The following is a 24,134-nucleotide window of genomic DNA, read 5'->3' as shown; positions in this document are numbered from 1 at the left end:
AGTACGACGGCGGCCCCGCACCTTTCGCAAGGTGCGGGGCCGCCGTCGTCGTGTTTTGCTGGCTGCTAGTGCGCTGCCATGCGGGACTTCAGCCCGTCCAGCTCCGCCTGCAGCGCCTCAGGCAATGAGCTGCCGAAGTTGGCGAACCACTCCTCGATGGAGGCCAGCTCGGTGGCCCACTCGGCCGGATCAACCCGGACGGCCTCTTCAACCTGGGCGGGAGTCATGTCCAGCCCGGTGAGGTCGATCGCGTCGGCGGTGGGGACGAACCCGATGGGGGTCTCCACGGCATCGGCCTTGCCTTCGAGGCGTTCGATGGCCCACTTCAGGACACGGGAGTTGTCCCCAAAACCGGGCCAGGCGAAGCCGCCCTCGGCAGTGCGACGGAACCAGTTGACCAGGAAGATCTTGGGCAGGCGCTCCGGGTTGGCCTTGGCGGACAGGTTGACCCAGTGGTTCAGGTAATCGCCCGCGTCGTAGCCAATGAAGGGCAGCATCGCCATCGGATCCCGGCGGACAACACCGACGGCACCGGCAGCGGCGGCAGTGGTCTCGGAGGACAGCGTGGAGCCCATGAAAATACCGTTGGACCAGCTGCGCGCCTCGGTGACCAGCGGGATGGTGGTCTTGCGGCGGCCGCCGAACAGGATCGCGGAAAGCTCCACGCCGTCCGGGTTGTAGTACTCCTCGGCCAGCATGTCGATCTGGTCGATCGGCGTGCAGAAGCGGGAGTTCGGGTGGGCAGCAGGCTTGTCCGAATCCGGGGTCCAGGAGTTACCCTGCCAGTCGGTCAGGTGCGCGGGCACCTCCTCGGTCATACCCTCCCACCACACGCCGCCGTCGTCCGTCAGGGCGACGTTGGTGAAGATGCTGTGGCCCTTGGCGATGGCGCGCATCGCGTTGGGGTTGGTGCCCCAGCCGGTGCCCGGAGCCACGCCGAACAGGCCGGCCTCAGGGTTGACGGCGCGGAGCTCGCCTTCCTTGCCGAACCGCATCCAGGTGATGTCGTCACCGAGGGTTTCGACCTTCCAGCCCTCGATGGTCGGATCCAGCAGGGCGAGGTTGGTCTTGCCGCAGGCCGACGGGAACGCCGCGGAAACGTAGTAGTTCTTCTTCTCCGGGGAGGTCAGCTTGAGGATGAGCATGTGCTCGGCAAGCCAGCCCTCGTCCCGGGCCATCACGGACGCGATGCGCAGGGCGTAGCACTTCTTGCCCAGCAGGGCGTTGCCGCCGTAGCCGGAGCCGAAGGACCAGATGGAGCGCTCTTCGGGGAAGTGCACGATCCACTTGTCCGGGTTGCAGGGCCAGGCGACGTCGGCCTGGCCGGGGGCCAGCGGGGCGCCGAGGGAGTGCAGGGCGGGGACGAAGAAGGCTTTCGTGGCGGTGATCTTGTCCAGAACCTCGGTGCCGATCGTGGCCATGATGCGCATGGAGGCGACAACGTAGGCGCTGTCCGTGATCTCCACACCAAACTTGGGATCCTCGGCGTCGAGGTGGCCCATGACGAACGGGATGACGTACATGGTCCGGCCGCGCATGGAGCCGCTGAACAGTCCGCGCAGCTTCTCCTTCATCTGCGCCGGGGCCATCCAGTTGTTGGTGAAGCCGGCATCGCGTTCGTTCTCGGAGCAGATGAAGGTCTGCTCCTCGACGCGGGCCACATCGGCGGGATCGGAGAAAGCCGCGAAAGATTTGGGGAACAGCTTCTCGTTCAGGCGGGTCAGCGTGCCAGCGGCAACGAGCTCGTCCGTGAGCCGGGTGTTCTCTTCTTCGGAGCCGTCTACCCAGTGGATCCGGTCCGGCTGAGTCAGTTCGGCTACCTCTTCAACCCATGCCAGCAAGCCGGCATGCGTGGTGGGTGCCTTTTCAAGCAACGGCAGTCGCGCCAGATCTCCCATTACGGTTCCCTTCCTCGGGTTCAGTGGTGTTTCCTAAATGTAGGGCTAGATCACCCCCCGAAATCGGGGCCAGATGTGGGATGTCCGGGGCGCCCGAAATCAAAAACCCCGGAAATTCAAGGAATCGACGTTACGAAAAGACCCGATTTTGTGACTAAGGTCACGTAGACCGGTCTAGTCAGCCAGATTACACCCGGTTCGATTTGTAACTACGGCCCCACCTCGCGTAAAGTAATTCGAGGTTCGGGGAGCGAGAAGTTCCAAGAACAGAGAATGCGCCCATAGCTCAGCTGGATAGAGCGTCTGTCTACGGAACAGAAGGTCAGGGGTTCGAATCCCTTTGGGCGCACAGAGAAAAAGATCCGCACCGGTCCGCCGGTGCGGATCTTTTGTTTAACGCCCGACGGCGGGTGCCCGCTTATGGCGCGACGTCGCGCGGCCACTCGGCGACGTCGGGGCGGGGTTGATGGGCGGCGTCTGCTGAACTCGTTCCCGGCAGGTGTCGGCGCCGTCGACGTGTCCGCGAACATCACGGCGTCCACCCGAGCGGCTCCGCTATCACCATCGACTGCTCCGCTATGCCCTTCCGGGCGGCCAAAAGGGCGGTTACGGAGCACTCGAAAGAAGTTCGACGACAGGGGGCGACTCGGCTACGGCACGATGGCCTGGCTGATCCGGTCCCGGATGCCGTCGAAGTGGCCGTTGAGCCGCTGGGCCGCGAGAGCTTTGTCCCCGCTGGCCACAGCTTCGTAGATCCCGCGGTGCACGGCCGCCGTTTCCAGGAGACTGGCTTTCTCCGCTGCGCCCACGGCAACTGATCCCGGCTCAACTCCGCCCGGCCCAGCCGCTCCCACTGCAACCCCTCCCCGTTCGGCTCCGCCCAACTCAAGGTGGAGCCGCCGGTAAACCTTCCAGAAGACGCCCAGGAGACTGACCAGCAGCTCGTTGTTGAGCGGTTCGAACAGCCGGCGGTGAAATTCGGCATCCGCTTCGACGAAGTTTTCCCCGCCAGCGGCCAGGGCTTCCATCCGGAGCACGGATTCCTCGACAGCCGCCAGGCGCTCCGCCGTCATCAGGTCCATGGCGCGTGCAATCAGCCCGGACTCCAGCGCCTGCCGCACGTCCACGAGCTGCAGGGCCTCCTGCCCATGGTGCCGAAGTGACAACCGGCCCCGGAAGGTGAGGCCGTCGGCCAGGGCGTCAAAATTGTTGGGGGCCACGAACATACCGAAGCCATGCCGGATTTCGATCACACCCAGGGCCTGCAGGACCTTCAGGGATTCCCGCAAGGTGTTCCGGCCCACGCCCAGCACGGCGGAAAGCTCATTCTCGGTCGGCAGCGGATCCCCGGCTTCCAGTTCACGCTCCAGAATCAGATCCATGATGTCAGCCTGGAGCGCCCGCAGCCGGGCCTGCGCGCTGAACCTCACCGGCGGCAGGGACCTGCCGGCGGCCGCGCCGCCCGCTGCGCCCGCGCCGCGTGCGCCCGCGCTCACATTGCCTGACGTCATCGCCTCCCCCTCCCCAATGATGCTCCCAACAGTAGTGGTGGTCCCACGTCCTGCAAAGGGCCTCCAGCGACCCTCCCGGGCCTTGCGCCGGGCGTAGGCTTTTGCCATGACGGCACAGTTTGAACGGGAATTCGATGTCATTGTGATCGGCGCCGGCGCCGTGGGCGAGAACGTGGCGGACCGCGTGGTGCAGGGCGGGCTGACCGCAGTGCTGATCGAAGCCGAACTGGTGGGCGGCGAGTGCTCCTATTGGGCCTGCATGCCGTCCAAAGCGCTGCTGCGTCCCGGCACGGCCCTCCACGGAGCCCAGACCGTCCCCGGCGCCGAAGAGGCCGTCACCCGGACCCTCGACGCAGCCGCCGTGCTGAAACGCCGCGACCACTTCACATCCAACTGGCAGGATGACAGCCAGGTTAAGTGGCTCGAGGATACCGGGATCGAGCTGATCCGCGGCCACGGCTGGATCACGGACACCCGGAAAGTTGAAGTCGCCGGTCTCGACGGGAACAGCTACGAGCTCACGGCACGGCACGCAGTCGTGGTGGCCACCGGGTCAGCGCCAACCGTGCCGGCCATCGAAGGCCTGTCCGACGTGGACTACTGGACCACCAGGGAGGCGACGTCCGCACGCGAGATCCCGGACCGGCTGGCGGTCCTCGGCGGCGGCGTGGCCGGGACCGAACTCGCCCAGGCCTTCGCCCGGCTCGGAGCCTCCGTGACCCTGGTGGCCCGCGGCAGCCTGCTCGGCGCCTTCCCGGAGGAGGCCGCCTCGCTGGTCGCGGCGGGGCTGCGGGCGGACGGCGTCGACCTCCACCTCCACACCGGAACCAAGAGCGTCCGCGAGAACGACGACGGCACCCTCACTCTCGAACTGGAGGACGCCACCGTGACGGTGGACAAGCTGCTGGTCACCACCGGCCGGCACCCCGCCCTCGAAGGGATCGGCCTGGAGAGTGTCGGCCTCGCCGCCGCGGAGGGGAAGGAATTGCGGCTAGGCACCGACTCCACGGGCGTTGTGTCGGGCGGCAACGGGAACGACGCCGACCCGTGGCTCTACGCCGCCGGCGACGCGGCCGGGAAGGTCATGCTGACCCACCAGGGAAAGTACGGGGCCCGCGCCACGGGCGATGCGATCGCGGCCCGGGCCAAGGGTGAGCTCAGCGGCGGGGCCGCCCCGTGGAGCCGGTACGCCCGGACCGCGGACGACCACGCTGTCCCCAACGTGGTGTTCACCGATCCCGAACTGGCCAATGTGGGCCGGAGCGTGCGGCGGGCGGAACAGGACGGCTTCCGGGTGTCCTCCGTGGAACTTCCCATCCAGGTGGCCGGATCCTCGCTGCATGCCGAACGGTACGAGGGCTGGGCCCAGCTGGTGGTCGACGAGGACCGCAAGGTGCTGCTGGGTGCCACCTTCGCAGGACCGGATGTGGCCGAGCTGCTGCATGCCGCGACGATCGCCGTCGTCGGCGAAGTGCCTCTGGACCGGCTGTGGCACGCAGTGCCGGCCTACCCCACGATCAGCGAGGTCTGGTTGCGGCTGCTCGAGGAGTACGGGCTCTGATCCGGCGAGGTGAGACTGGCCGGCGGACCGGGCCTGCGCGGTCTGCTTGATCACATTCATCCCAATCTATTTGAACTGACCAGTCAGTTTAGTTAGCCTTGACGTAGACATACATCTGCGAAAGGCCCCCATTGCTCCGCGTGCAACAGCTGTCCGTGAACGGCAGACGGGACGAGCTGCTGCCGGCCACTTCCCTTCAGGTCCGGCGCGGCGAACTCCTGCTGGTCTCCGGCAGCCGCCAGGACCAGCGCACCGCCCTGGCTCTGGCCCTCAGCGGACGGCTCAAGCCCTCCGGCGGCCACTTTGAGTTGGACGGCGTTGAGTGGCACGGAGGCTCCAAAATCAAGAGGCTGCGGCAGGCGAGCGCCGTCGTCGACTCCCCGGGGGTGAACGAACCCGAGCAGCACCTCAGTGTCCGCGACCTCGTCACCGAGGACCTGGCCCTGGTCCCGCGCCGCTACCGGGGTTCGCTGCTCAGTAAGCCCTGGCTCAAGGTCAACCGCTTCGAGGACATCGCCGGGCTCTGGACCGAGCAGCTTCCGGCCGCCCGGCGGATCGAGCTGCTCACTGCATTGGCCTTGGCCAACCCGCGGACGGATCTGCTCGTGGTGGACTCACCGGACCGCCACGGCGACCCGGGCGACTGGCTCCCGCGGCTGGAGGAGCTGGCGTACGACGCCGGCCGTCCGCTCGCCGTCGTCGCCACCGTCATGAGCCACCCGGCGGGCTGGACCGGACCCGCCGCGGCGATCGGCAACGCCTGCAGCGGCCCCGCCGGCTCAGACGCCGATGCTGCCCACGAACCCCTTGAAGCTTCCAACACCCCCGAAACCGAGGACGCAAAGTGACTGTGCTGCGGCTGGCCCGCTCCGAACTCAAACGAATGACCGGCGGCCTGCTGCCCAAGCTGACCATCCTGGCGCTGACCATGGTGCCGTTGCTCTACGGCGCCGTGTACCTCTACGCCAACTGGGATCCCTACGGAAAGCTCAACCAGATCGACGCCGCGCTCGTGGTGGAGGACACCGGCGCCACGTCCGCCGACGGCACCCGGCTCGAGGCCGGCCGAAAGGTCGCCGAAAGCCTCGTGGACGGGCACGTCTTCAACTGGCAGACGGTCGCCGGCACGGCGGAAGCGGACCAGGGCGTCAGCAGCGGCAAATACGCCTTCGCCCTGAAAATCCCCAAGGACTTCTCGGCGAACCTCGTCTCCCCCGGCAGCTTCGACGCCGCCAACCAGGCCATGCTCAACGTCACCACCAATGATGCGAACAACTACCTGCTCAGCACCATCGTGGACAAGCTCACTACCGCCGTGCACACCACGGTGGCCACCGAGGTGGGCGAGGAAACCGCCAACCAGCTCCTCACCGGCTTCGGGACCATCCACACCCAGATGCTCGAGGCCTCCGACGGCGCCGGCCAACTCGCCGACGGCGTCGCCAGCCTCCACGACGGGACCGTTACCCTGCACCAGGGCACGGGCGATCTCAGGAACGGCGCCATCGAGCTCCACAACGGCCAGCTCAAGCTCCGGGACGGCGCCAATGCCCTCAGCAGCGGAGCCGGGCAGCTCAGCGCCGGCCTCACCCAGCTCAAGGACAAGACCGCAACGCTGCCCGCCGATTCCCGGGCACTCGCGGACGGCGCCGCGCAGGTGGCCGCCGGGAACGCCGCGCTCAACACCAAGGTGCAGGGCCTCGCCGGGCAGCTGGCCGCCTCCGAACAAGCGGCCGCCCAGGCACAACGCAGCCGGGTGGTTGCCTCCAACAGCCGGCTCATCGCCGCCGGGGCCATCACCCCGGCCCAGGCGGACGCAATCCTGGCGGACTTCGACGCCAACTCCACCCCGCCCGCGTCCCCTGGCCCCGCAGCCGCCCTCAAGTCGGCGGCCGGGCAGATCCAGCAGCTGGCCGACGGGTCCGCTGCCGTCAGCGCCGGCGCGGCCAGGCTGGCCGGCGCGACCCCAGCCCTCGCCGGCGCCATCAGCCAGGCATCCAGCGGCGCGGACCAGCTCTCCGGCGGCGCCGCCACACTCGCCGCCGGGCAGCAAAGCGCCCTGGACGGTGCCGCGAAACTTGCCGAGGGCGCGCAAACGCTCGACGACGGCGCCGCCCGGCTGGAAAGCGGTGCCGCCACGGCGTCCGAGGGTGCCGGGACCCTCGCAGCTGAACTCGCCAAGGGCGCGGGCCAGGTCCCCAACCCCGACGATACCCAGAAAGACAGTCTCGCCAAGGTGATGGCGGATCCGGTCGCCGTCAGCAACGTCTCCCAGGCCAAGGCCGGCTCCTACGGCGCAGGCCTGGCACCGTTCTTCCTCACCCTCGCGCTCTGGATCGGTGTTTTTATGCTGATCCAGGCGATGCGGCCGGTCACCCAGCGGGCGCTGGCGTCGAACGCCCCGGCGTGGAAAATCGCCGTCGGCGGCTGGCTTCCGTTCCTGGCGGTCTCCGCCGTCCAGGCGAGCCTGCTCACGCTCGTGGTGGACGTGGGGCTGGGGCTCAACCCCGCCCACCCCTGGCTGATGTGGTTCCTTATGCTGGCCGCCGCGATGGCGTTCAGCGCGATCATCCAGGGCGTCGTCGCGCTGCTCGGATCCCCCGGCAAGCTTGTGGTGCTCATCCTGCTGGTGCTGCAGCTGGTCTCCTCCGGGGGCACCTTCCCCTGGCAGACCACGCCGCAGCCGCTCCATGTGGTGCACCAGCTCCTGCCGATGGGGTACGTGGTCAACGGCATGCGGCACCTGATCTACGGGGCAGACCTTGCCGTCATCCTGCCCACGATGCTGGGGCTGCTTGGCTACACTTTGCTGGGAATGGCCCTGTCCACGCTGGCAGTCCGGAAGCACAAGTACTGGACCCTGAAAACCCTGAAACCGGAGATCACCGTATGAGTAGCCCCACGGACGGCAGTACGAGTGACGACAGAGGCCCGGAAACTGGCCCGGAAACTGCCGGGGAAACCGAGGCGGAGACACCGGCGGGAACCGCGAAGAAGCTCCGGCCGTCCCGCACCAACGCAACCAAACAGAAGCTGTTCGAAGCCTCGATGGAACTGATCGGCGAGCGCGGCGTGGCGGGAGTGACGGTCGACGAGATCGCCGCGGCCGCCGGAGTCTCCAAGGGCACGGTTTACTACAACTTCGGCAGCAAGTCGGACCTGATCGCCCAGCTGCTGCGGCACGGCGTGGACATCCTGCTGGCACGGCTGCTGAGCGTCAGGGACGATTCCGCGGACCCGCTCGCTGCGATGGACGAAATGATCGGCCAGGCCATGGACTTCATGGACGAATACCCGTCCTTCGCCCGGCTCTGGGTCAGCGAGAACTGGCGGACCCCCAGCGAGTGGCAGGACACTTTCGCCGAGCTGCGCGGACGGCTGCTCGCCGTGGTCGGGGCGGCGGTTGATGCGGTGGCTGCCGTCTACCCGGTGGATCCGGCGGTGTCCCGGGGCAGCCTCGAGACAGCCATCTTCGGAGCCTGCTTCGTGGTGGGCCTGGACCGGCAGACCTACAACCCGGAGCGGACCCGCGAGCAAAGTGTCAACGCGATCATGGCGTCCATGCGCGGCTACATCGTGAAGTAGCCCCTTTCGGGGATGATTATTCACATGGGCCACATGGGTAACAACGGCAAGATTGCCATCGGTGCGTTTCTGGCCGCGCTGGCGCTGCTGGCGCTGACCGGCATCACGTTGCACGAGTCCGTGTTCCTGTGGTTCCTGGCGGCCTCCGCCGCGGCCTATGTGGCGTGCGTCTCCGAGGTGGTTATCCGCCGGCGGCACCGGACCCTGGCCGCCAGCGGGATCGGGAGCATCCTGTTCATCGCCTTCACCATCGCGTTCCTCCGGCAGTGGGGCCTGGCCTTCAACGACGATCCGGACGCAATGTCCACCCCGGTGGATACCGCCTATCCGGACCTCTACTTCTACCTCGCTGCAGCCTCCGGCTCGGCCACCTTGCTGCTGCTGGTGGCCGGGACGCTGCTTCCAGGCAGGGGCTGGCGTGGGCGCGCCGCCGGATCCGCCCCGCGGCGGCGTCCGGCGTCGGGCGTGAGACGCCCGGCACCCCGGGCTTCCGGCACCCGGCGCGCACCGTCCAGGACCGCCCCGCGGCCGACGCCGAGGCCGGCGGCACCGCGGACTGCCACTCCACGGACGGCCGCCCCACAATCGGCAGCACCCCGGACGGCCGCACGCCCCGCGGCCAAGGCGGGGCCCGCCAAATCCGGTGCGGTAAGGGCAACGGGAACGACGGCGCAACCGGCCAAGCCTCAGTCGGCCCGGGTTCCCGCCCCGCGGGCGGCGTCCTCGGGCGTCAAGCGGCCAGCTTCCTCCGCCGGGAGTTCGGCTGCGGCCAAGTCACCCGGCACGTCAGCCGCGCGCTCCTCGGCGCGGACGTCGCCCCGCCGCTGAGCCTGCGGCCGGCGGTCCCGGCGTCGACCGTCCCGCGACCGGATGTCCCACGGGCGGATACTCCATGGCCGCAGCACCGCCGTCGCCACCCCGGCCAGCAGCAGGAGCCCGCCGGTCACCTCGGCGGGGGTTGGCACTTCGCCCAGGACGAGCCACGCCGTTGTCATCCCGACCACCGGCACCAGCAGGGTGAACGGCACGACGGCGGAGGACGGGTACAGTCCCAGGAGCCTGTTCCAGATGCCGTAGCCCACGAGGGAACCGAAGATGGCCGTATAGAGGGCGCTCAGCACGGTGACCGGCTGGACTTCCACCAGTGACTGCGCCACCGCGGTCGGCCCGTCAACCAGCAGGGACAGGCCCAGCAGGGGCAGTGGCACCACGGCCCCTGACCACACCACGAGCCCCAGCCCGGACGCCGCTTTCGCCTTGCGGGCGACGATGTTGCCGGCGGCCCAGGACAGCGCCGCGGCGAGCACGATCATCAGGGGAAGCACCGGTGCGACCAGGCTGCGGCCGACGGCCACGACAGCGAGGCCGGCCACTCCCAGCACAACGCCGGCAAACTGCCGCCGGCTGGGCCGCTCGCCGAGGAACCCGGCGGCCAGGAGCACTGTCAGCAGGACCTGCGCCTGCAGGACCAGGGAGGCCAGGCCCGCGGGCATGCCCAGCGCCATGGCCAGATACAGCAGGCCGAACTGTCCGGCGCTCATCAACAGCCCGACGCCGACGATCGCCCTCCAGCCCACGTCCGGCTTACGGATGAAGAAGATACAAGGGACAACCACCAGGGTGAACCGCATCGCCACGAACAGCAGCGGCGGCATCTCCGCTCCGTCCGGGTGCAGCCCGAGGTCTATCGCGACGAAGTTGACGCCCCAAAGTACTGCGACGAGCAGGGCGAGGGCGGAATGACGGGTGTTCACCCTGCCACTATGCCGGTTCCGGCCCTGCTCCGCCGCAGTATCGGGCCCACGTGCCGAAGATTAGTCGGGGCGTGAACGGTCAGAGGTTGCGGGGATTGTCCTCGCGGGGCCTTTCGGTATGGTCCGGGTCATTGGGGGCCGGCTCGTTGGAAACCTGGCTGCCGTCCGGATTTGGCGTCGTCTGGCCGGGTGAGGCAGGGTTCCGGTCGCCGCGGTCGCGGCGAAGCTCTCCATTACCTGAGGCTTCGCGGGGCGTTTGGGCATCGCGTTCGGTGGTGACGACGTCGGGGTCCAGTTCGTCCGCTTTCCGCAACTGTTCCTGGGCGCCGGCGCGCACGTGCTCGGCTTCCTGCTGCCGTTCGCGGGCTTCCTCCCGCAGGCGCTCGGCCTCGACTTCCGCCTGCTTCGCGTCGGCCTCGGCGCGGGCGGCCTTCGCCTCGCGCTCCCTTGCGCCGATCTCTTCGGTCTTGGCCTGTTCACGCATTTCTACGGCCTTGTTGCGGTTCGCTTCCACCTTGCGCTTGCGGCTGACCATGGTGACTACGACGACGATCGCGATCACTACAACGACGCCGATGATGATTCCAATAAGCTGTCCTGAATCCACGATGATTCCGCCTTTTCTCCCGATCGCCATTAGTCCACGAGTAGACAGCATCAGTAAACCGCACAATCGCCTGCATGACTATGCATCCGGGAGCGGCGCCGCGGAGTTTATTTGGCCCGGGGAACCTTGAAATGCGTGAGCCTGGCGTCCTGGCCGTCCAGTTCGGCCCAGGTCTTTTCGGTCTCCATGATGGTCAGCGCGCTCGTGGGGTACCGCGTGGCGGCGTCCATGTAGGCGTCGTGGTTGGAATCCCTGGAGGCAAGGTGCATGGCGAGGTCCTGCACGCCGGGCATGTGCGAGATCACCATGAGGGTGGTCACGGTGTCCGGGACGTGGTTGATGACTGTCAGCATCCGCTTCGCCGAGGCGGCGTAGAGCCCGTCCTCGAGTTTCGGCGTCGGAGCCTTGTCGCCGAGTTCGCTGCAGACCCACGTGCACGTCTGCCGTGTGCGCAAAGCGCTGGAGCAGAGGATGAAGTCGGGGACCACGCCGTGCTTTAGCAGCCATTTTCCGGCCTGCGGGGCATCGCGGTGGCCGCGCTCTTCGAGCGGCCTTTCATGATCCGCGACGCCGCCGGGCCAATCCGACTTGGCGTGCCGCATGATCACCAGCCGTTTGATGTGATGCGCGCTCATGGCTCAATCCTAGTGCGGCGGCTGATCCCCGGGCGCGCATCCCGCCAGCGGCCGCTCAGTCCTCAAGGACAAAGGTCACTTCAAGCACGACGTGCCAGGCAACCACAGCGCCGTCGCTGATTTCGACCTTCTGTTCCTTCACCCACGCCCCCGTGACATTGCGCAGGGTCTTGTTGGCCCTGTCGACGCCCTCCTTAATGGCGGCATCAAACGAGGTCTTGGAGTTCGCGCTCAGGGTAGTGATCCGTGCAACAGACATGTCTTCCTCCCAATAGTCGGCCCAACGGTCCGAGACTACGCCGGACCCAGCAGACACAACAGAGTCCAACCGCCACCCCACAGCCGCGAAGGCACATACCCGTCAGCCAGCCCGCCCAAAGCCCGCCGTCCCGCGACTGGGGACGTGGCGGCCCTGCGGAAGCGAAGCGGTTTTCCGCGTAGTGCCGCATCGCCGACTGAGGAACGAAGGAGGTGTCTAAGGCACGGCGGAAAGCCACTTCGCTTCCGGGAAACGGAAAAAGCGCCCGCCCCAGTTAAGGGACGGGCGCTTCGCGTGGAACTAAGGCTAGATCGAGTATTCCGGAGCGGCCCAGACTACAACTTCGGGGTGCTCGTAGAAGCGGTAGCCCTGGCCGCGGACCGTTCGCACGGTGTTGGCGAGGCGGCCGAGCTTGGAGCGCAGGCGGCGGATGTGGACGTCGATGGTGCGCTCGTTGGGCACCTCTTCGGCGTTCCGCCACAGGCCCTCGAGCAGCTCGTCGCGGCCCACGGTGCGGGTGCCGTTCTCCACGAGGTAGTTGAGGAGCTCGAATTCCTTGAACGTGAGGTTCAGGGATTCGCCGTCGAGCGCCACCTCACGGCGGGCAAGGTCAATCAGCACACCGGAGGGGCGCGGGTCCTGCGGCTGCTGCAGGCGGGCCGTCTCGGACCGCTGGCGGGCGCCCACCGTGGGGTCACCGAACGTGGAACGGACGACGTCGAGCGCGGAGCCCGGGGCGCTGGCCGGGGCGACGGCGACGGCAGCGTAGCTTTCAGCGCCGGACACCAGGGACTGGGCGTAGGCCCGGATCTCCTGGGCAAGCTTGGCGATGGAAGTCCCGGCGGCCGCCGCGGTTTCCTCGTCGATCCCCATGTAGAGCACGAAGCCGCGGGCGACGTTGTCGTTGGGGACGGGACGGACGGGACTGCCGTCACCCGGGGCGATCACGGGGGTCGGGGCCGTGGCCGGCGCCGGCGGAACAGCGCGGAGCTGCCCATAAGAGTTGGGGTTATATCCCTGCGGTGCATAGCCCGGGGCGGGGAAGCTGGCGCCTGATCCGGCGGGGGCGAAGGACGGGCGGCTGCCGAAGCCCTGGCGGATACCGGAGGCCTGGCCGGCCTTGCCGGCGTTACGGACGGAGATGTGGACGTATCCGGATGCAACTGACATGGATTGCTTACCTCAATGTGAATGGCCGTCATCGCGGCTCGAATGCTACTTTTCCCCGCAATGAAATCTGGGGAGGGGCGCCCTACGCTGGGCTGGGGGCGAATGCCTAGAAACTTTCGGGGTGTAAAAGTTAGGCGTGCATTCGACAACAACGCTTATCGGTATCAGCGGGTGTGCTGATCCAAAAAACTGCGACTGCAGGTGCTGTTGAGTTCTTGTTCACAATTGAAGTGTGCAACGTAACAATGAAAACTTGCAAGTAACAATGGACCCGGATGTCCACCATGCGAGACGAAACGCCAATTTGTAGCGCAGATCACAATTCTGCCGGGTCAATAAAATAACAAACGTTCTGGTTATCGATCGCCGTCCATGCCCTTGCGACCGAATATTGTTCGGGCAACCATGGTCAAACCGCAAAATCGTTCATGGTAAGCCAACTCGGACAGACAGTTCGCCTGCTTATCAATAGCCGCCGGCCGTCCCACAGAGTGGTCACCGCGGGATTTTCGAAAATTGCGGCCGGACCAGCGCTCCCGGGATGTCCAGCTCGCTAGGCTGGGATCCACAGGTGCCGCACAGGATCCCCAAAGGCGCACCAAACCGGCAGATCGGAGAGTAGTCTCATGGCCACTTCGCACTCCATGACAAACAATCTCCCCCAGCTGACGCATCCGGACGGATCCCCCATCCGTGCCCTGGTCGTGGACGATGAGCCCAGCCTCTCCGAGCTCATGAGCATGGGCCTGCGCATGGCGGGCTGGTCGGTTGCTGTCGCGGCGGATGGCCCGGAAGCCATGAAGCTTGCCAAGGACTTCCGGCCCGACGTGCTGGTGCTAGATGTGATGCTTCCCGGGTTCGACGGCGTTGAACTGCTGGGCAGGATCCGCGCCTTCGCGCCGGAGGTGCCGGCCCTGTTCCTGACGGCGAAGGACGATGTCCAGGACCGCATCACCGGGCTGGCTGCCGGCGGGGACGACTACGTAACCAAGCCGTTCAGCATGGAGGAAGTGCTCCTGCGGCTGCACCGGCTGGTCCAACGTTCCGGGGTGGCCGCCATGGATACCGCCGAACTCGTCGTCGGAGACCTCGTCCTGAACATCGATACGCGGGAAGTGCGGCGGGCGGGGGAAGAGCTCCACCTCACGGCAACCCAGTTCGAGCTGCTGCGCTATCTCATGGAGAACCCAAAACGAGTCGTGAGCAAAGCCCAGATCCTGGACCGGGTCTGGGACTACGACTTCGGCGGGCAGGCCAACATCGTGGAGCTCTATATCTCTTACCTCCGCAAGAAGGTCGACGCCACTCACCCGCCCATGATCCACACGGTGCGCGGCGCCGGCTATGTCCTGAAGCCGGCGGACTGATCCGTGCCCGAACCCTCCGGCACTGCCAGCCGCTTCACTATCAGGTGGCGCGACCCGTCCACGTGGCACCTGCGCACCCGGCTTGTCCTCGTCGCCATGGCGCTGCTCGTGGCGATCTGCGGAGCCGTAGGAATTGTCAGTTATGCCTCGATGGACCTCTTCCTGACCCGGCAACTGGACACGCAGCTGCAACAGGCCTCGGACCGTGTCCGCGATTTTGGCCGCGCCGGCGGCCGCTCCGATCCCCTTGAGGCACGCGGCCAGGGAGTCGGCACCCTGAACGCCAGGATCGTGGACGATTCGGTCCGCAGCGCCGGTTTTCTCGCGGAGGACGCCACCCGCAAGTCACTCACCGCCGAAGACGACGAGATCCTCCTGAAGCTCTCCCCCCGCGACCAGCCGGTCAACCGGATCCTGTCCGCCGGCTCCTACCGGCTGGTGGCTGCGAAGGCCCAGAACGGTGACGTGATGGTGACCGGACTCCCGCTTGCGGAGAAGCAGAACACGCTGGCCTCCCTGGTCTGGACAACGGTGGTCGTATCCGCCGGCGGCCTCGTAGTGATCGGCCTGGCCGGGACGGCGCTGATCCGCCGGACCATGAAGCCGCTGGATCAGCTCTCCGAGGTGGCGACGCAGGTCTCCCGCCTCCCGCTCGACGCCGGAGAAGTGGGACTTGCCGTACGGGTTCCGGCGTCGGCAGCCCATCCGGGAACCGAGGTGGGCAGCGTTGGCCATGCCCTGAACCTGATGCTGGACAACGTCTCCAATGCCCTCGAAGCCCGGCAGGAGAGCGAGATGAAGGTGCGCCAGTTCGTGGCGGATGCCTCGCATGAATTGCGCACGCCCCTGACCGCCATCCGCGGCTACACCGAGCTAATGCGGATGACCGAGCACTTCACCCCCGACGGGCAGAAGTCCCTGGCCCGTGTGCAGAGCCAGTCCGAGCGGATGACCACCCTGGTGGAGGACCTGCTCCTGCTCGCCCGGCTGGATGAGGGCCAGCCGCTCAAGCTCAGCGACGTGGACCTCACCCAGCTGGCCGTGGAGACGGTGAGCGACGAGAAGGTGATGGCCCCGGACCGCGTCTGGCAGTTGGAGCTCCCCGAAGAGCCTGTGGTGGTTCGCGGAGACGCCACCCAACTCCACCAGGTGCTGGCCAATCTGCTCTCCAACGCCCGCAAGCACACGGGGCCCGGAACGACTGTAGTGACCGGCGTAGGGCGCACCCCGGACGGGAGTGCCGTGGTGACGGTGACCGACAACGGGCCCGGGATCGCCCCCGAGTTTGTGGGCCGCGTCTTTGCGCGCTTCACCCGGGCGGATGCTTCCCGGAAGAACCCGGTGCCGGTGACGACGCCCGCAGCCGTCCGGCGGCCCTTGCCGCACCTGCCGCTGCGCCCACCCCGGTCTCCGTCCGCCGCGAGTGCTTCCACGGGGCCGCCTCCCCCGACTTCCGCCGAGGGAACCAGCGGGCTGGGACTCTCGATCGTGCAGTCGATTGTTGAGGCTCATGGGGGGACGGTCAGTGTGACGTCGGTGCCCGGCCGGACCCAGTTTGTGGTGCGGCTGCCCGCGCCAAACCCGGCCCAGGCGGCGCATCCGGCGGCGCAAGCCGCCACACCGTCGTCGTGATCTCCGTTACCTAAATGTGACTTAAGCTGCCTGGTCCTGTACGGTTTTTAGGGTGTGGCCATCACTGACGCCGCACATCCGGATGCACGCCAAACTCTGCCGCCTCCCGGATTCCGCTGCACCAGGCAGAGGCGGGGGACCCAGAGTTCCCGGGCATTTGCAGATCTTGCACCCTTGGGGTGAAGCCGACACGTGAGATTCCGTGCGGCCGGATGACCTCATCCGAACCCGACAGCTAACTCCGCAGGCGTTGAGAGGCGATCATGACTGAATTCAAGCCAAAAACGCGCCCTGATGGCGTTACGAAGAAGACCCGCTCCGAGGTGTCGCGCCACCGCGCTGAACCGGCCAAGCCCGCTTCAGCCCTGTCCCGGTTTGCCCAGAACTTCGGCACCACCGGCCGCCGCGCGGCCGTTGTTGCCGCCGCCTGCGCGGTCCTCGTGGGGGTCGGCGCCGCCGGGCATGCCTCCGAGACGGCTGCCCGCAATGCCACCGCGGGCACGTCCACGGAAGCAGCCACCACGGCGGATCCCCTGACCCACCTCGATTTTGAGCGCGTCCGGGTCGACAACCAGGCCACCATCCCCACCGGCGACGTCGCGGCACAGTCCACCGAGATCGAGCCTGCCGAAGCACCGGCCCCGGCAGCTGCCCCGGCTCCCGCACCGGCACCCGCGCCCGAGCCGGCACCGGCGCCCGCCCCCGTTGCCATCGACGACCCGGCCGGCGCGCAGGCCTACGCAGCCAGCCAGCTGGGATCCCACGGCTGGGCGGCAGACCAGATGCAGTGCCTCACGAAGCTCTGGACCAAGGAGTCTGACTGGAAGACGACGGCCACCAACAAGAGCAGCGGCGCCTACGGCGTGGTCCAGTCCCTGCCGGCCGAGAAGATGGCCAGCGCGGGCGCTGATTACCGGACCAACTACCGGACCCAGATCAACTGGGGCCTGAAGTACGTCAAGGACCGCTACGGCTCACCGTGTGGCGCCCTGAACTTCCACTACGCCCACAACTGGTACTAAACACCAGAATGTCGGACTCAGCTGAGGCCCCGGATCCCACTGGATCCGGGGCCTTAGCTCTGCCGGCGACAGCCCGCGGGAACCGCCGAGCCGTGGCCGGACGGTTCGGCTTAGGGCGCGTCTAGCCGTTGGGACGGTTGGGCAGGTACTGCACCGCCCATTTATTGCCGTCGGGATCGGCGAAGTAGACGAAGTGCCCCCAGTCCTGGACATCGACGTCGCTGACATCCACGCCGTTGTCCTTGAGCTGCCGGTGGGCGGCCTGAATGTCGCTGACCACCAGCTGCAGGCTGGGGGCGGTGCCGGGCGGAGCGTCGTTGAGCCCCTCGCCTATGGCGATCGAGCAGCCGGAACCCGGCGGGGTCAGCTGGACAAAACGGATGCCGTCCATGGGCCGCTCGTCGTAGTCGGCGTTGAAACCGACCTTATTGACGTAAAAATCCTTGGCACGGTCCACGTCGGACACGGGGACAAAGACAAGCTCAAGTTTCCAGTCCATGGGGCACAGGCTAGTCCCGGACAGCGATTTGCGGTAGGGCAATCCCAAGCGCGTGAACCCGCCGAGACGGCGGGTCTAAACCCGGCGGCTGGTTAGCCGGCCACGCCGTAGAGGCGGTCGCCGGCGTCGCCCAGGCCCGGGACGATGTAGGACTTCTCGTTGAGCTTCTCGTCGATGGAGGCGAGCACGATCGTCACGTTGGCGTCGGAGAGCTCTTCTTCCAGCTTCGCGAGGCCTTCCGGGGCGGCCAGCAGGCAGATGCAGGTGACGTCGGAGGCGCCGCGCTTGAAGAGGAACTTGATGGCCTCGCGCAGTGTGCCGCCGGTGGCGAGCATGGGGTCCAGGACAAAGATCTGGCGGTCGGTGAGGTCCTCGGGGAGACGCTCGGCATACGTGATGATGTCCAGGGTCTCTTCATCCCGGGCCATGCCCAGGAAACCGACCTCGGCGGTGGGGACAAGCTTGGTCATGCCCTCGAGCATGCCGAGTCCCGCCCGCAGGATGGGGACCACCAGCGGGGTGGGCTTGGTGAAAGCGGTGCCGATCGTGGTGCTGACAGGGGTCTCAATGGTGACCGGTTCGGTGCGGACTTCGCGGGTGGCCTCGTACGCCAGGAGCGTGACCAGTTCCTCGGTGAGCTGGCGGAAGACCGGGGACGGGGTGTTCTTGTCCCGCAGAACGGTGAGCTTATGGGCGACCAGCGGGTGGTCCACAACGAAAGTGCGCATGGGTCAAAACTATCACCCGGCGGCTGGTGGCCCGCCCGTGGGACCGCGGGCGCCGACGTCGTCCTTACCGCCGGACCGGCCGTCTTTGCCGGTGCCGCTGCCGGTCACCCCGTCGCCGTCTTTGAGGTGCGCGGGGTGGTCGAACGTGGGCGCGGGACCTGCTTGTTCCCGGTGCCGCAGTACATGGAAGAGCCTGTGGGCCATGATCACGATCGCCACCCACGCCAGCCCCAGCAGCCATCCGAAGATCACATCGGTCATCCAGTGATGGCCCAGGAAGACCCGGCTCATCCCCATTGCGGCCACGAAGATCACACCAGCCGCGATCAGGGCGACGCGCGCAAGTGTGCGCTTCACCTGCAGGCATGCGAGGTACACCACGAGCGCGATCACCACAGTGGTATTGAGCGTGTGCCCGCTGGGGAACGACGGCGAGTCCTCGTAGGGAGGCACGGCGTCCGCGTGGTCGGGGCGGTTCCGGCCGATCAGTTTCTTGCCGAGCGTGGTGGCCGTGGTGGACACAGCTGCGGCGGCCCCGATCAGGATCAGCGGCCGCCAGGTCCGGGAGGCCCAGATGAGCCACGCCGTGAGGATGCTGGCCAGGATCGGCATGCCGATTCCGCCGCCGATGTTGGTGAACCCTGTGACGAAGGAGTCCAGTCCAGGGCTGCGGAGCTGTTCCATAAACGCCAGGGTTGGCTTGTCCAGATTCGCCAGGCCGGCGTCGTCCACCACGTTGTCGTAGACTTCGGCGCTGAGCACAGCCAGGAGAACCACCAGCACGCCGCCCGCGAGCATCGTGACCCACAGGGCGGCGTAGGGCACAACCCACTTGCCCCAGCGCCGCATCAGCCAGCTCTCAGTCCTGGTGGTCACGTCCGTCTCCTGCCTCCTCCGTGCTGCACAGCTTGCTTAGTGTTCGAAACTATCATTGAGCCATGACTTTCCCTGAGCCCAGGCATGCCGGATGGATGGGCCTTGCCCTGGGCGAGGCACGTGCCGCGCTGGCGACGGCGGACGTGCCGATCGGCGCCGTCGTCATTGGTCCCGACGGCTCTGTGCTGGGCCGCGGACGCAACGAGCGGGAGGCGCTCGGGGACCCGACGGCGCACGCTGAGATGGTGGCCATCCGCGCGGCTGCCGCGCGGCTGCAGGAACTCAGCGCCCAGGGCGGGAAGTCCGGTGACGGCTGGCGGCTGGAGGACTGCACCCTGGTGGTGACGCTGGAGCCCTGCGCCATGTGTGCCGGGGCCGTGGTGCTGGCCCGGATTCCACGGGTGGTGTTCGGGGCGTGGGACGAGAAGGCGGGCGCCGCCGGGTCCGTGTTCGATATTCTCCGCGAGCGCCGGCTCAACCACTGGGTGGAAGTGTACGGCGGCGTCAGGGAGCAGGAATGCGCGGTGCTGCTGCGGGACTTCTTCGCCGGGCACCGGGGCGCCTGAGCCTTCGCCATCGCGTCTGCCCGTGCCAGCGGTGTCCCGGCCGCGCTACCTGCCGGCGGCGGAGCCTGCTGCGGCCGCCGCCAGGTTGTCGATCCGCTTCTGCCGGGTGGCCGGTGAGTCGAGGCTGAACGCGCGGAAGTCGCCCAGGTCCTCGCGGATCCAGTCCTCGGTTTCGGCAATCCGCCGGGTCACGGCGTCCGTGGGCGCGTGGAACAGCCAGGGCACGATCCGTTCTTTGCCGGGATCGTATTGCCACAGCCCGATGATCCGGCCCCGGTCGAAGATGGGATGGTCCGGGAGGTCTGCCTGAAGCGCCAGCGAGCCCAGGGCCTGGGTGTGCTGGTCCTCATCGGCCAGCAGTTCGGCGGCATTGCGCCGCAACAGCGCGAGGGAATCCGTTCCGGCGAGCAGCTGGATCTGCTCGTCCGCCGGTTCTTCGAAATCCCCGAGCCGTTCGACGTCGTCGGGCAGCATCCACAGCACGTCCCCGGCGGCGGTGGGAACCTCCACGGCTCCGGCCGCGGCCAGCGCCGCCTTGCTCTGGGCCACGGTGAACGCCGTGAACCACTGCGATTGTTTGAACGTGGCCCCTCCGGTCCAGCCGAGGTAGCGGCGGATCAGCTCGGCGCGGGCCTCGTCGTCGTCGAGCGGGCTGGGCGGCAGGTTCCAGAGTTCGTAGGAATAGCGTTGCTGGTCCAGGCGCCCGTTGGCCGGGACGCGACGGATCCGGCCCTGCGCCTGCAGGATGCCGAGGGCCGTGGGCAGCGTGGTGGCGGCACCTTTCTTTTTGCCTTCCTCGCCGAGGTTCCGCACGGATTCGCCGAGTTCTTCCTTTAGCTGCCGCGGGTCCAGCGGAACGGCGGCCTCGGCGAGCGTGTGCAGCACCTGTTCCTCGAGCAGGGTGATCTCGCCGCGGTCCACCCCGAGCCTGCCGAGCACCCGGAATGCCTCGCCGGCATCCTTGCCCAGCTTGAGGGCCCAGGCGAAGTCGTCCCGGCCCAGGACGTAGGTGCAGCCGCGCGCCGTCGGCAGTTCCAGGATCCGGTGCGCCAGGACATCGGCGTCCACCTGCTCACGCCGGATGCCGGCGCGGGCGAATAGCGTGAGGTAGGGATTGGCGCCGCCCACGGAGCGGGCCCAGCCCGCCCGGGCAAACACCTGCTCCGACGTGCAGCCGGCCAGCGAACCGTCCAGGCCCTGTTTGTGCCAGGCCCAGGCGCGGAGCTTCTCCCGGGTGAGGGTCCGGGCCGGCGGCGCGTTCGCGGTCAGGGGCTGCGTGCTCAGGGGCTGGGGCGTCATGGGGTCATTGTCCAACAGCTTGCGCGGCAGGGGAATCTTCCGCGCCAGGCTTTTCCTCCCCCGCGGCCGACGGCGGCGCCGCCGGAGGATCGGGGTTCACCGCTTCCAGCACGGTCCGGGCCGTGGCGTCCCAGCCGGGCAGCCGGTCCCGTGCGTCGAGCGCCGCGGCCCGCCAGCGGGTCCGGAGGGAGGGTTCGGACAGCCAGCGCCGCAGCACCTCCGCGAGGGGAGCCGGGTCCGTGCCGAGGGCGACGGCGGCACCGGGCAGGGGCGGTGCCGTGCCGTGCTCTGCCGTACTCGGCTCTGCCGTATCCGGCTCTGCCCCAGGCGCTGTCAGCGTCGGCGTCGGAGCGGGGGTGCCGGCGGCGAGCGCTTCGACGGCGCCGGTGCCGGCACGGACCACGACGGGCACACCGCGGGCAATCGATTCCGTGACCACGAGCCCGAAGGTCTCGGCCTGCGAGATGAGCAGGCTGAGGTCGGCCGCAGCCCATTCCGCTTCGAGCGCTCCTCCCCGTAACTCCCCCGGGATCCGGACGCGGCCCTGCAGCCCCAGCCGCGTCACCGTGTCCCGGAGCTGCGCGGCATAGGCCCGGTCCGCGGTGTCGGAACCGATCAGGGACACGGTCCACGGCAGGTCCGTCAGGGCCGACAGCGCGGAAAGGAGCAGTGACTGGTCCTTGTTCGGCAGCAGGGCGGCGACGGCCAGAAGATGCGGCGGCTCCGATCCCAACGCCAGCGCGGCGCCGTCCGTGCCAGGCAGTGCAACCCGGATGCCGTCGAGTCCGTGCCTGGCCCGGATCCGGGCCGCAGCCGAAGTGCTCGTGCAGATCACCCCGGCCGCCGCCCGCAGCGCCCGGCGTTCCAGCCCGGCTTCATCTTGCCCGGTGTCGTCCAGCGGCATGTGGAGCAGGATCCAGGCGGGCCGGCCGGCGGCTGCGGCGGCTGCCAGTTCGTCCGGCGCCCCGCAGGCGAGGAGTCCGTCGACGATAGTGACGGTGTGCCCGGCGGCGGTGCTGCCGGAGGCTCCGCCGTCGTCGACGTCGTCGCAGAGCAGGGCGGCCAGCCGGCGCCGGTCCTCCGCGCTGCCAACCGGCCAGCCGCCGTCGAGCGGGCAGGTGTCCACGTCTGCCCCCAGTACGGCCAGCTCCCGGGCGAGGGCGGCGTTGTAGACGTTGCCGCCGGAGTTGTGGCGCACGTTGCCGGGCACCACGAGCCGGAGGCGGAAGCTATCCGGCTGCATTGTGTTTCTTGCTGGCACCCCGTTACTTGCCGGCACCGAGGTCCTAGCTGGCCTCGAAGTCGAGCGAGTAGCTGGCCCAGGCGTCGGGGGTTTCGCGGAGGGTGACGTCCAGCCCGGCCAGTTCCTTGCCGTCAGCCCCTGGGCGGATCTTCGCTGCCACAGCGTCGGCGACGTACTGGGCCAGGGCCTCGGTGGTGCTGAGCCTGCCGGCGAAGTCCGGGTGCTCGTCGAGGTTCTTGAAGTTCAGGCCCTCGAGGATCGAGTCCAGCACTTCGCCGGCCTCGCCGATGTCCAGGACGATCGAGTCGTCGTTGAGGGTCCGACGGCGGAAGGTCACTTCCGTGACGAAGGTGGCGCCGTGCATGCCCTGGGCGGGGCCGAACGCCGGGCGCGGGAGGCTGTGGGCGATCATGAAGTTGCGGCGGACGGTCAGGCTGAACACGGATTTACCTCGTGGCTTCTGTGGTGGCGGGGTATTCGATGACATGGCAGAGTGCGTCCAACGCGCCGTCGGAAAGCTGCTGGACGACGTCGGGCAGCTCGTCGAGCGCGGAGGAGCCGGTGAGGAACACATCGAATGCCGGATCGCGCAGCAGGGTGACGGCGAGCTGGAGCCGGTCGGCGTTGGTGCGGCGGTGGCGGCGTGCGCGGGCCACCACGCCGACCTGGCTGGCGCGGATGGAGAGCCTGCGGGCATGGAAGTCCTCCCCCAGCGGCACAGTGACTTTGCGGTCGGCGTACCAGGACATTTCGATGACGTCGCCGTCGTCGCCCGCCAGCTGCAGGGCGCGCTCGAGGCCTTCCTGCGAGGCGGAGCAGTGGATCACGATGTCGCAGTCCGGCAGGGCGTCGTCGGGGTGGCTGAAGTCGACGCCGAGGGTTTCGGCGAACGCCCGCTTGGCCGGGTCGACGTCGACCAGTTGCAGCCGTCCGAGCGGGAAACCGCTCAGCAGCTTGGCCACCATGCCGCCGACGAGGCCGGCGCCGATCACGGCGACGCGGTCGCCGAGGCGGGGTCCGGCCTCCCAGATCCCGTTGATGGCTGTCTCGACGGTGCCGGTGAGCACGGCGCGGCGGGCGGGGACGTCCTCCGGAACCTCGGTGAGCGACTCCACGGGCACGACGTAGCGGTCCTGGTGCGGGTATAGGCAGAAGACAGTTTTGCCCAGCCATTCAGCCGGGCCGTCCTCGACGACGCCGACGGAGAGGTAGCCGAACTTCACCGGGGCCGGGAAGGTGCCTTCCTGGTTCGGAGCGGCCATTTCCTCTGCCACGCATTCCGGAACGCGGGCGTTGTGGACCACCAGTTCGGTGCCTTTGCTGATGCCCGAGAACAGGGTGCGGACCAGGGCTTCCCCGGGGCCGGGAGCGGGCAGTTCTTCGCGCCGGAGCTCCCCCTTCTCCGGGCCGACGGTCCAGTAAGCGGTGGCCGTGGTGTGCTGTTCAGAAGTACTCATCTTGCTTATGAATCTAGTGCCGTGGCACGGCACGGGGAAGTGTCATGGGTCCCGGGCGTGCCGCCCGCGCGTCAGGCAGAGCGCCGTTTTGTGGATCAGCGCATGGCTCCGGTAACCTATTCAGGTTGGTGACGTGTCCGAGCGGCCGAAGGTGCAACACTCGAAATGTTGTTTGGTGTAAAAGCCAACGTGGGTTCAAATCCCACCGTCACCGCCAAGTAGCGAGGCCCCTGGTTCCCTTTGTTTATGGGGGAGGCCGGGGGCCTTTGCTTTGCCCGGACCGGACTCTTCGGCAAAGCATTGGCAATCCCTGTGGAGCTGGCCTTGGCCGGCTCGGTTTCTGGCCTGGCCTCCAAGGTATTCCCAAGGTCGCAGGACTAGAACGTTAACTCCGCGGGTTGACCGTGAATCACCCGCCACCCGTTGAACGTCACTGTGCTCATCCGCATGCAGATCTCCCATTTA

General features: G+C 67.7%; 22 protein-coding genes, 2 tRNA genes and 1 riboswitch. Of the genes, 10 read left to right on the top strand and 14 right to left on the bottom strand.

Features of this window, described 5'->3' with window-relative positions; genetic code table 11:
- Positions 1–65: 65 nt before the first annotated feature.
- The gene (locus AC1DF4_RS14285; protein WP_476913499.1) at positions 66–1,898 is read right to left on the bottom strand and encodes a phosphoenolpyruvate carboxykinase (GTP); all 1,833 of its coding nucleotides are present in this window, start codon (positions 1,896–1,898) and stop codon (positions 66–68) included.
- Between the two features lie 275 nt (positions 1,899–2,173).
- Between AC1DF4_RS14285 and AC1DF4_RS14280 the strand changes: the two genes are divergently transcribed.
- Positions 2,174–2,247, top strand: a tRNA-Arg gene (locus AC1DF4_RS14280).
- 301 nt (positions 2,248–2,548) lie between these two features.
- On the opposite strand, the gene AC1DF4_RS14275 is transcribed toward AC1DF4_RS14280, so the two are convergent.
- Entirely contained in the window at positions 2,549–3,409 is an 861-nt protein-coding gene (locus AC1DF4_RS14275) for a FadR/GntR family transcriptional regulator (protein WP_476913498.1), read from the bottom strand.
- Positions 3,410–3,515: 106 nt separating this feature from the next.
- On the opposite strand from AC1DF4_RS14275, the gene AC1DF4_RS14270 reads away from it, so the two are divergent.
- From AC1DF4_RS14270 to AC1DF4_RS14255, 4 genes are all read left to right on the top strand, one after another.
- Positions 3,516–4,970, top strand: a complete 1,455-nt coding sequence (locus AC1DF4_RS14270) for a dihydrolipoyl dehydrogenase family protein (RefSeq protein ID WP_476913497.1) — start codon at positions 3,516–3,518, stop codon at positions 4,968–4,970.
- Positions 4,971–5,101: 131 nt separating this feature from the next.
- Complete coding sequence (locus AC1DF4_RS14265) at positions 5,102–5,818, top strand: ABC transporter ATP-binding protein (RefSeq protein WP_476913496.1); 717 nt, start codon at positions 5,102–5,104, stop codon at positions 5,816–5,818.
- Positions 5,815–7,863, top strand: coding sequence for a YhgE/Pip family protein (locus tag AC1DF4_RS14260; protein WP_476913495.1), 2,049 nt, complete (start codon positions 5,815–5,817; stop codon positions 7,861–7,863). Before AC1DF4_RS14265 ends, AC1DF4_RS14260 begins: the two co-directional genes overlap by 4 nt.
- Positions 7,860–8,555, top strand: a complete 696-nt coding sequence (locus tag AC1DF4_RS14255; protein ID WP_476913494.1) for a TetR/AcrR family transcriptional regulator — start codon at positions 7,860–7,862, stop codon at positions 8,553–8,555. The genes AC1DF4_RS14260 and AC1DF4_RS14255 overlap by 4 nt, the downstream gene beginning before the upstream one ends.
- 686 nt (positions 8,556–9,241) lie before the next feature.
- Here AC1DF4_RS14255 and AC1DF4_RS14250 read toward each other — a convergent pair.
- The 5 genes from AC1DF4_RS14250 to AC1DF4_RS14230 form a co-directional block, all read right to left on the bottom strand.
- Entirely contained in the window at positions 9,242–10,309 is a 1,068-nt protein-coding gene (locus AC1DF4_RS14250; protein WP_476913493.1) for an EamA family transporter, read from the bottom strand.
- A gap of 79 nt (positions 10,310–10,388) precedes the next feature.
- Positions 10,389–10,916 (bottom strand): hypothetical protein, encoded by a 528-nt coding sequence (locus tag AC1DF4_RS14245; RefSeq protein ID WP_476913492.1) that lies wholly within the window; start codon positions 10,914–10,916, stop codon positions 10,389–10,391.
- A gap of 107 nt (positions 10,917–11,023) precedes the next feature.
- Positions 11,024–11,551 (bottom strand): SixA phosphatase family protein, encoded by a 528-nt coding sequence (locus AC1DF4_RS14240; protein ID WP_224048517.1) that lies wholly within the window; start codon positions 11,549–11,551, stop codon positions 11,024–11,026.
- Between the two features lie 55 nt (positions 11,552–11,606).
- A complete protein-coding gene (locus AC1DF4_RS14235; RefSeq protein ID WP_230012628.1) occupies positions 11,607–11,810 on the bottom strand; it encodes a dodecin family protein in 204 nt (67 codons plus the stop codon).
- A 306-nt stretch (positions 11,811–12,116) separates the two neighbouring features.
- Positions 12,117–12,980, bottom strand: a complete 864-nt coding sequence (locus AC1DF4_RS14230) for a winged helix-turn-helix domain-containing protein (RefSeq protein ID WP_476913491.1) — start codon at positions 12,978–12,980, stop codon at positions 12,117–12,119.
- A gap of 626 nt (positions 12,981–13,606) precedes the next feature.
- On the opposite strand from AC1DF4_RS14230, the gene AC1DF4_RS14225 reads away from it, so the two are divergent.
- The 3 genes from AC1DF4_RS14225 to AC1DF4_RS14215 all read left to right on the top strand — a co-directional run bounded on the left by AC1DF4_RS14225 (position 13,607) and on the right by AC1DF4_RS14215 (position 17,001).
- A complete protein-coding gene (locus AC1DF4_RS14225) occupies positions 13,607–14,347 on the top strand; it encodes a response regulator transcription factor (RefSeq protein ID WP_441405613.1) in 741 nt (246 codons plus the stop codon).
- Positions 14,348–14,350: 3 nt separating this feature from the next.
- On the top strand, positions 14,351–15,979 hold the full coding sequence (locus AC1DF4_RS14220; RefSeq protein ID WP_476913490.1) for a sensor histidine kinase: 1,629 nt from the start codon (positions 14,351–14,353) through the stop codon (positions 15,977–15,979).
- A gap of 104 nt (positions 15,980–16,083) precedes the next feature.
- Positions 16,084–16,244, top strand: a riboswitch (cyclic di-AMP (ydaO/yuaA leader).
- On the top strand, positions 16,243–17,001 hold the full coding sequence (locus AC1DF4_RS14215; protein WP_476913489.1) for an aggregation-promoting factor C-terminal-like domain-containing protein: 759 nt from the start codon (positions 16,243–16,245) through the stop codon (positions 16,999–17,001). (Overlaps the previous riboswitch by 2 nt.)
- Before the next feature lie 121 nt (positions 17,002–17,122).
- Here AC1DF4_RS14215 and AC1DF4_RS14210 read toward each other — a convergent pair whose 3' ends face one another.
- From AC1DF4_RS14210 to AC1DF4_RS14200, 3 genes are all read right to left on the bottom strand, one after another.
- Positions 17,123–17,500, bottom strand: a complete 378-nt coding sequence (locus AC1DF4_RS14210; RefSeq protein ID WP_476866138.1) for a glyoxalase superfamily protein — start codon at positions 17,498–17,500, stop codon at positions 17,123–17,125.
- Between the two features lie 92 nt (positions 17,501–17,592).
- A complete protein-coding gene (gene upp, locus AC1DF4_RS14205) occupies positions 17,593–18,228 on the bottom strand; it encodes a uracil phosphoribosyltransferase (RefSeq protein WP_224048511.1) in 636 nt (211 codons plus the stop codon).
- 12 nt (positions 18,229–18,240) lie between these two features.
- A complete protein-coding gene (locus AC1DF4_RS14200; RefSeq protein WP_476913488.1) occupies positions 18,241–19,104 on the bottom strand; it encodes a phosphatase PAP2 family protein in 864 nt (287 codons plus the stop codon).
- Positions 19,105–19,166: 62 nt separating this feature from the next.
- Between AC1DF4_RS14200 and AC1DF4_RS14195 the strand changes: the two genes are divergently transcribed.
- The gene (locus AC1DF4_RS14195) at positions 19,167–19,670 is read left to right on the top strand and encodes a nucleoside deaminase (RefSeq protein ID WP_476913487.1); all 504 of its coding nucleotides are present in this window, start codon (positions 19,167–19,169) and stop codon (positions 19,668–19,670) included.
- 45 nt (positions 19,671–19,715) lie between these two features.
- Here AC1DF4_RS14195 and AC1DF4_RS14190 read toward each other — a convergent pair whose 3' ends face one another.
- Genes AC1DF4_RS14190 through AC1DF4_RS14175 form a run of 4 tightly spaced genes read right to left on the bottom strand, consistent with a single transcriptional unit; the run spans position 19,716 to position 23,669 of the window.
- Positions 19,716–20,969: a DNA glycosylase AlkZ-like family protein gene (locus tag AC1DF4_RS14190; RefSeq protein WP_476913486.1), complete on the bottom strand. Its 1,254-nt coding sequence runs from the start codon at positions 20,967–20,969 to the stop codon at positions 19,716–19,718.
- 4 nt (positions 20,970–20,973) lie between these two features.
- Positions 20,974–22,212, bottom strand: a complete 1,239-nt coding sequence (locus tag AC1DF4_RS14185) for a glycosyltransferase family 4 protein (protein WP_476913485.1) — start codon at positions 22,210–22,212, stop codon at positions 20,974–20,976.
- Between the two features lie 43 nt (positions 22,213–22,255).
- The gene (locus AC1DF4_RS14180) at positions 22,256–22,654 is read right to left on the bottom strand and encodes a 6-pyruvoyl trahydropterin synthase family protein (RefSeq protein WP_476913484.1); all 399 of its coding nucleotides are present in this window, start codon (positions 22,652–22,654) and stop codon (positions 22,256–22,258) included.
- A gap of 4 nt (positions 22,655–22,658) precedes the next feature.
- A complete protein-coding gene (locus AC1DF4_RS14175; protein WP_476913483.1) occupies positions 22,659–23,669 on the bottom strand; it encodes a zinc-dependent alcohol dehydrogenase in 1,011 nt (336 codons plus the stop codon).
- Positions 23,670–23,796: 127 nt separating this feature from the next.
- Between AC1DF4_RS14175 and AC1DF4_RS14170 the strand changes: the two genes are divergently transcribed.
- Positions 23,797–23,886 (top strand) — tRNA-Ser (locus AC1DF4_RS14170).
- The last annotated feature ends 248 nt before the right edge of the window (positions 23,887–24,134 follow it).

This window comes from Arthrobacter sp. 05N429 (assembly GCF_056397045.1).
The sequence above is the reverse complement of the archived record's forward strand: the minus strand, read 5'-3'. Positions and strand labels throughout refer to the sequence as shown.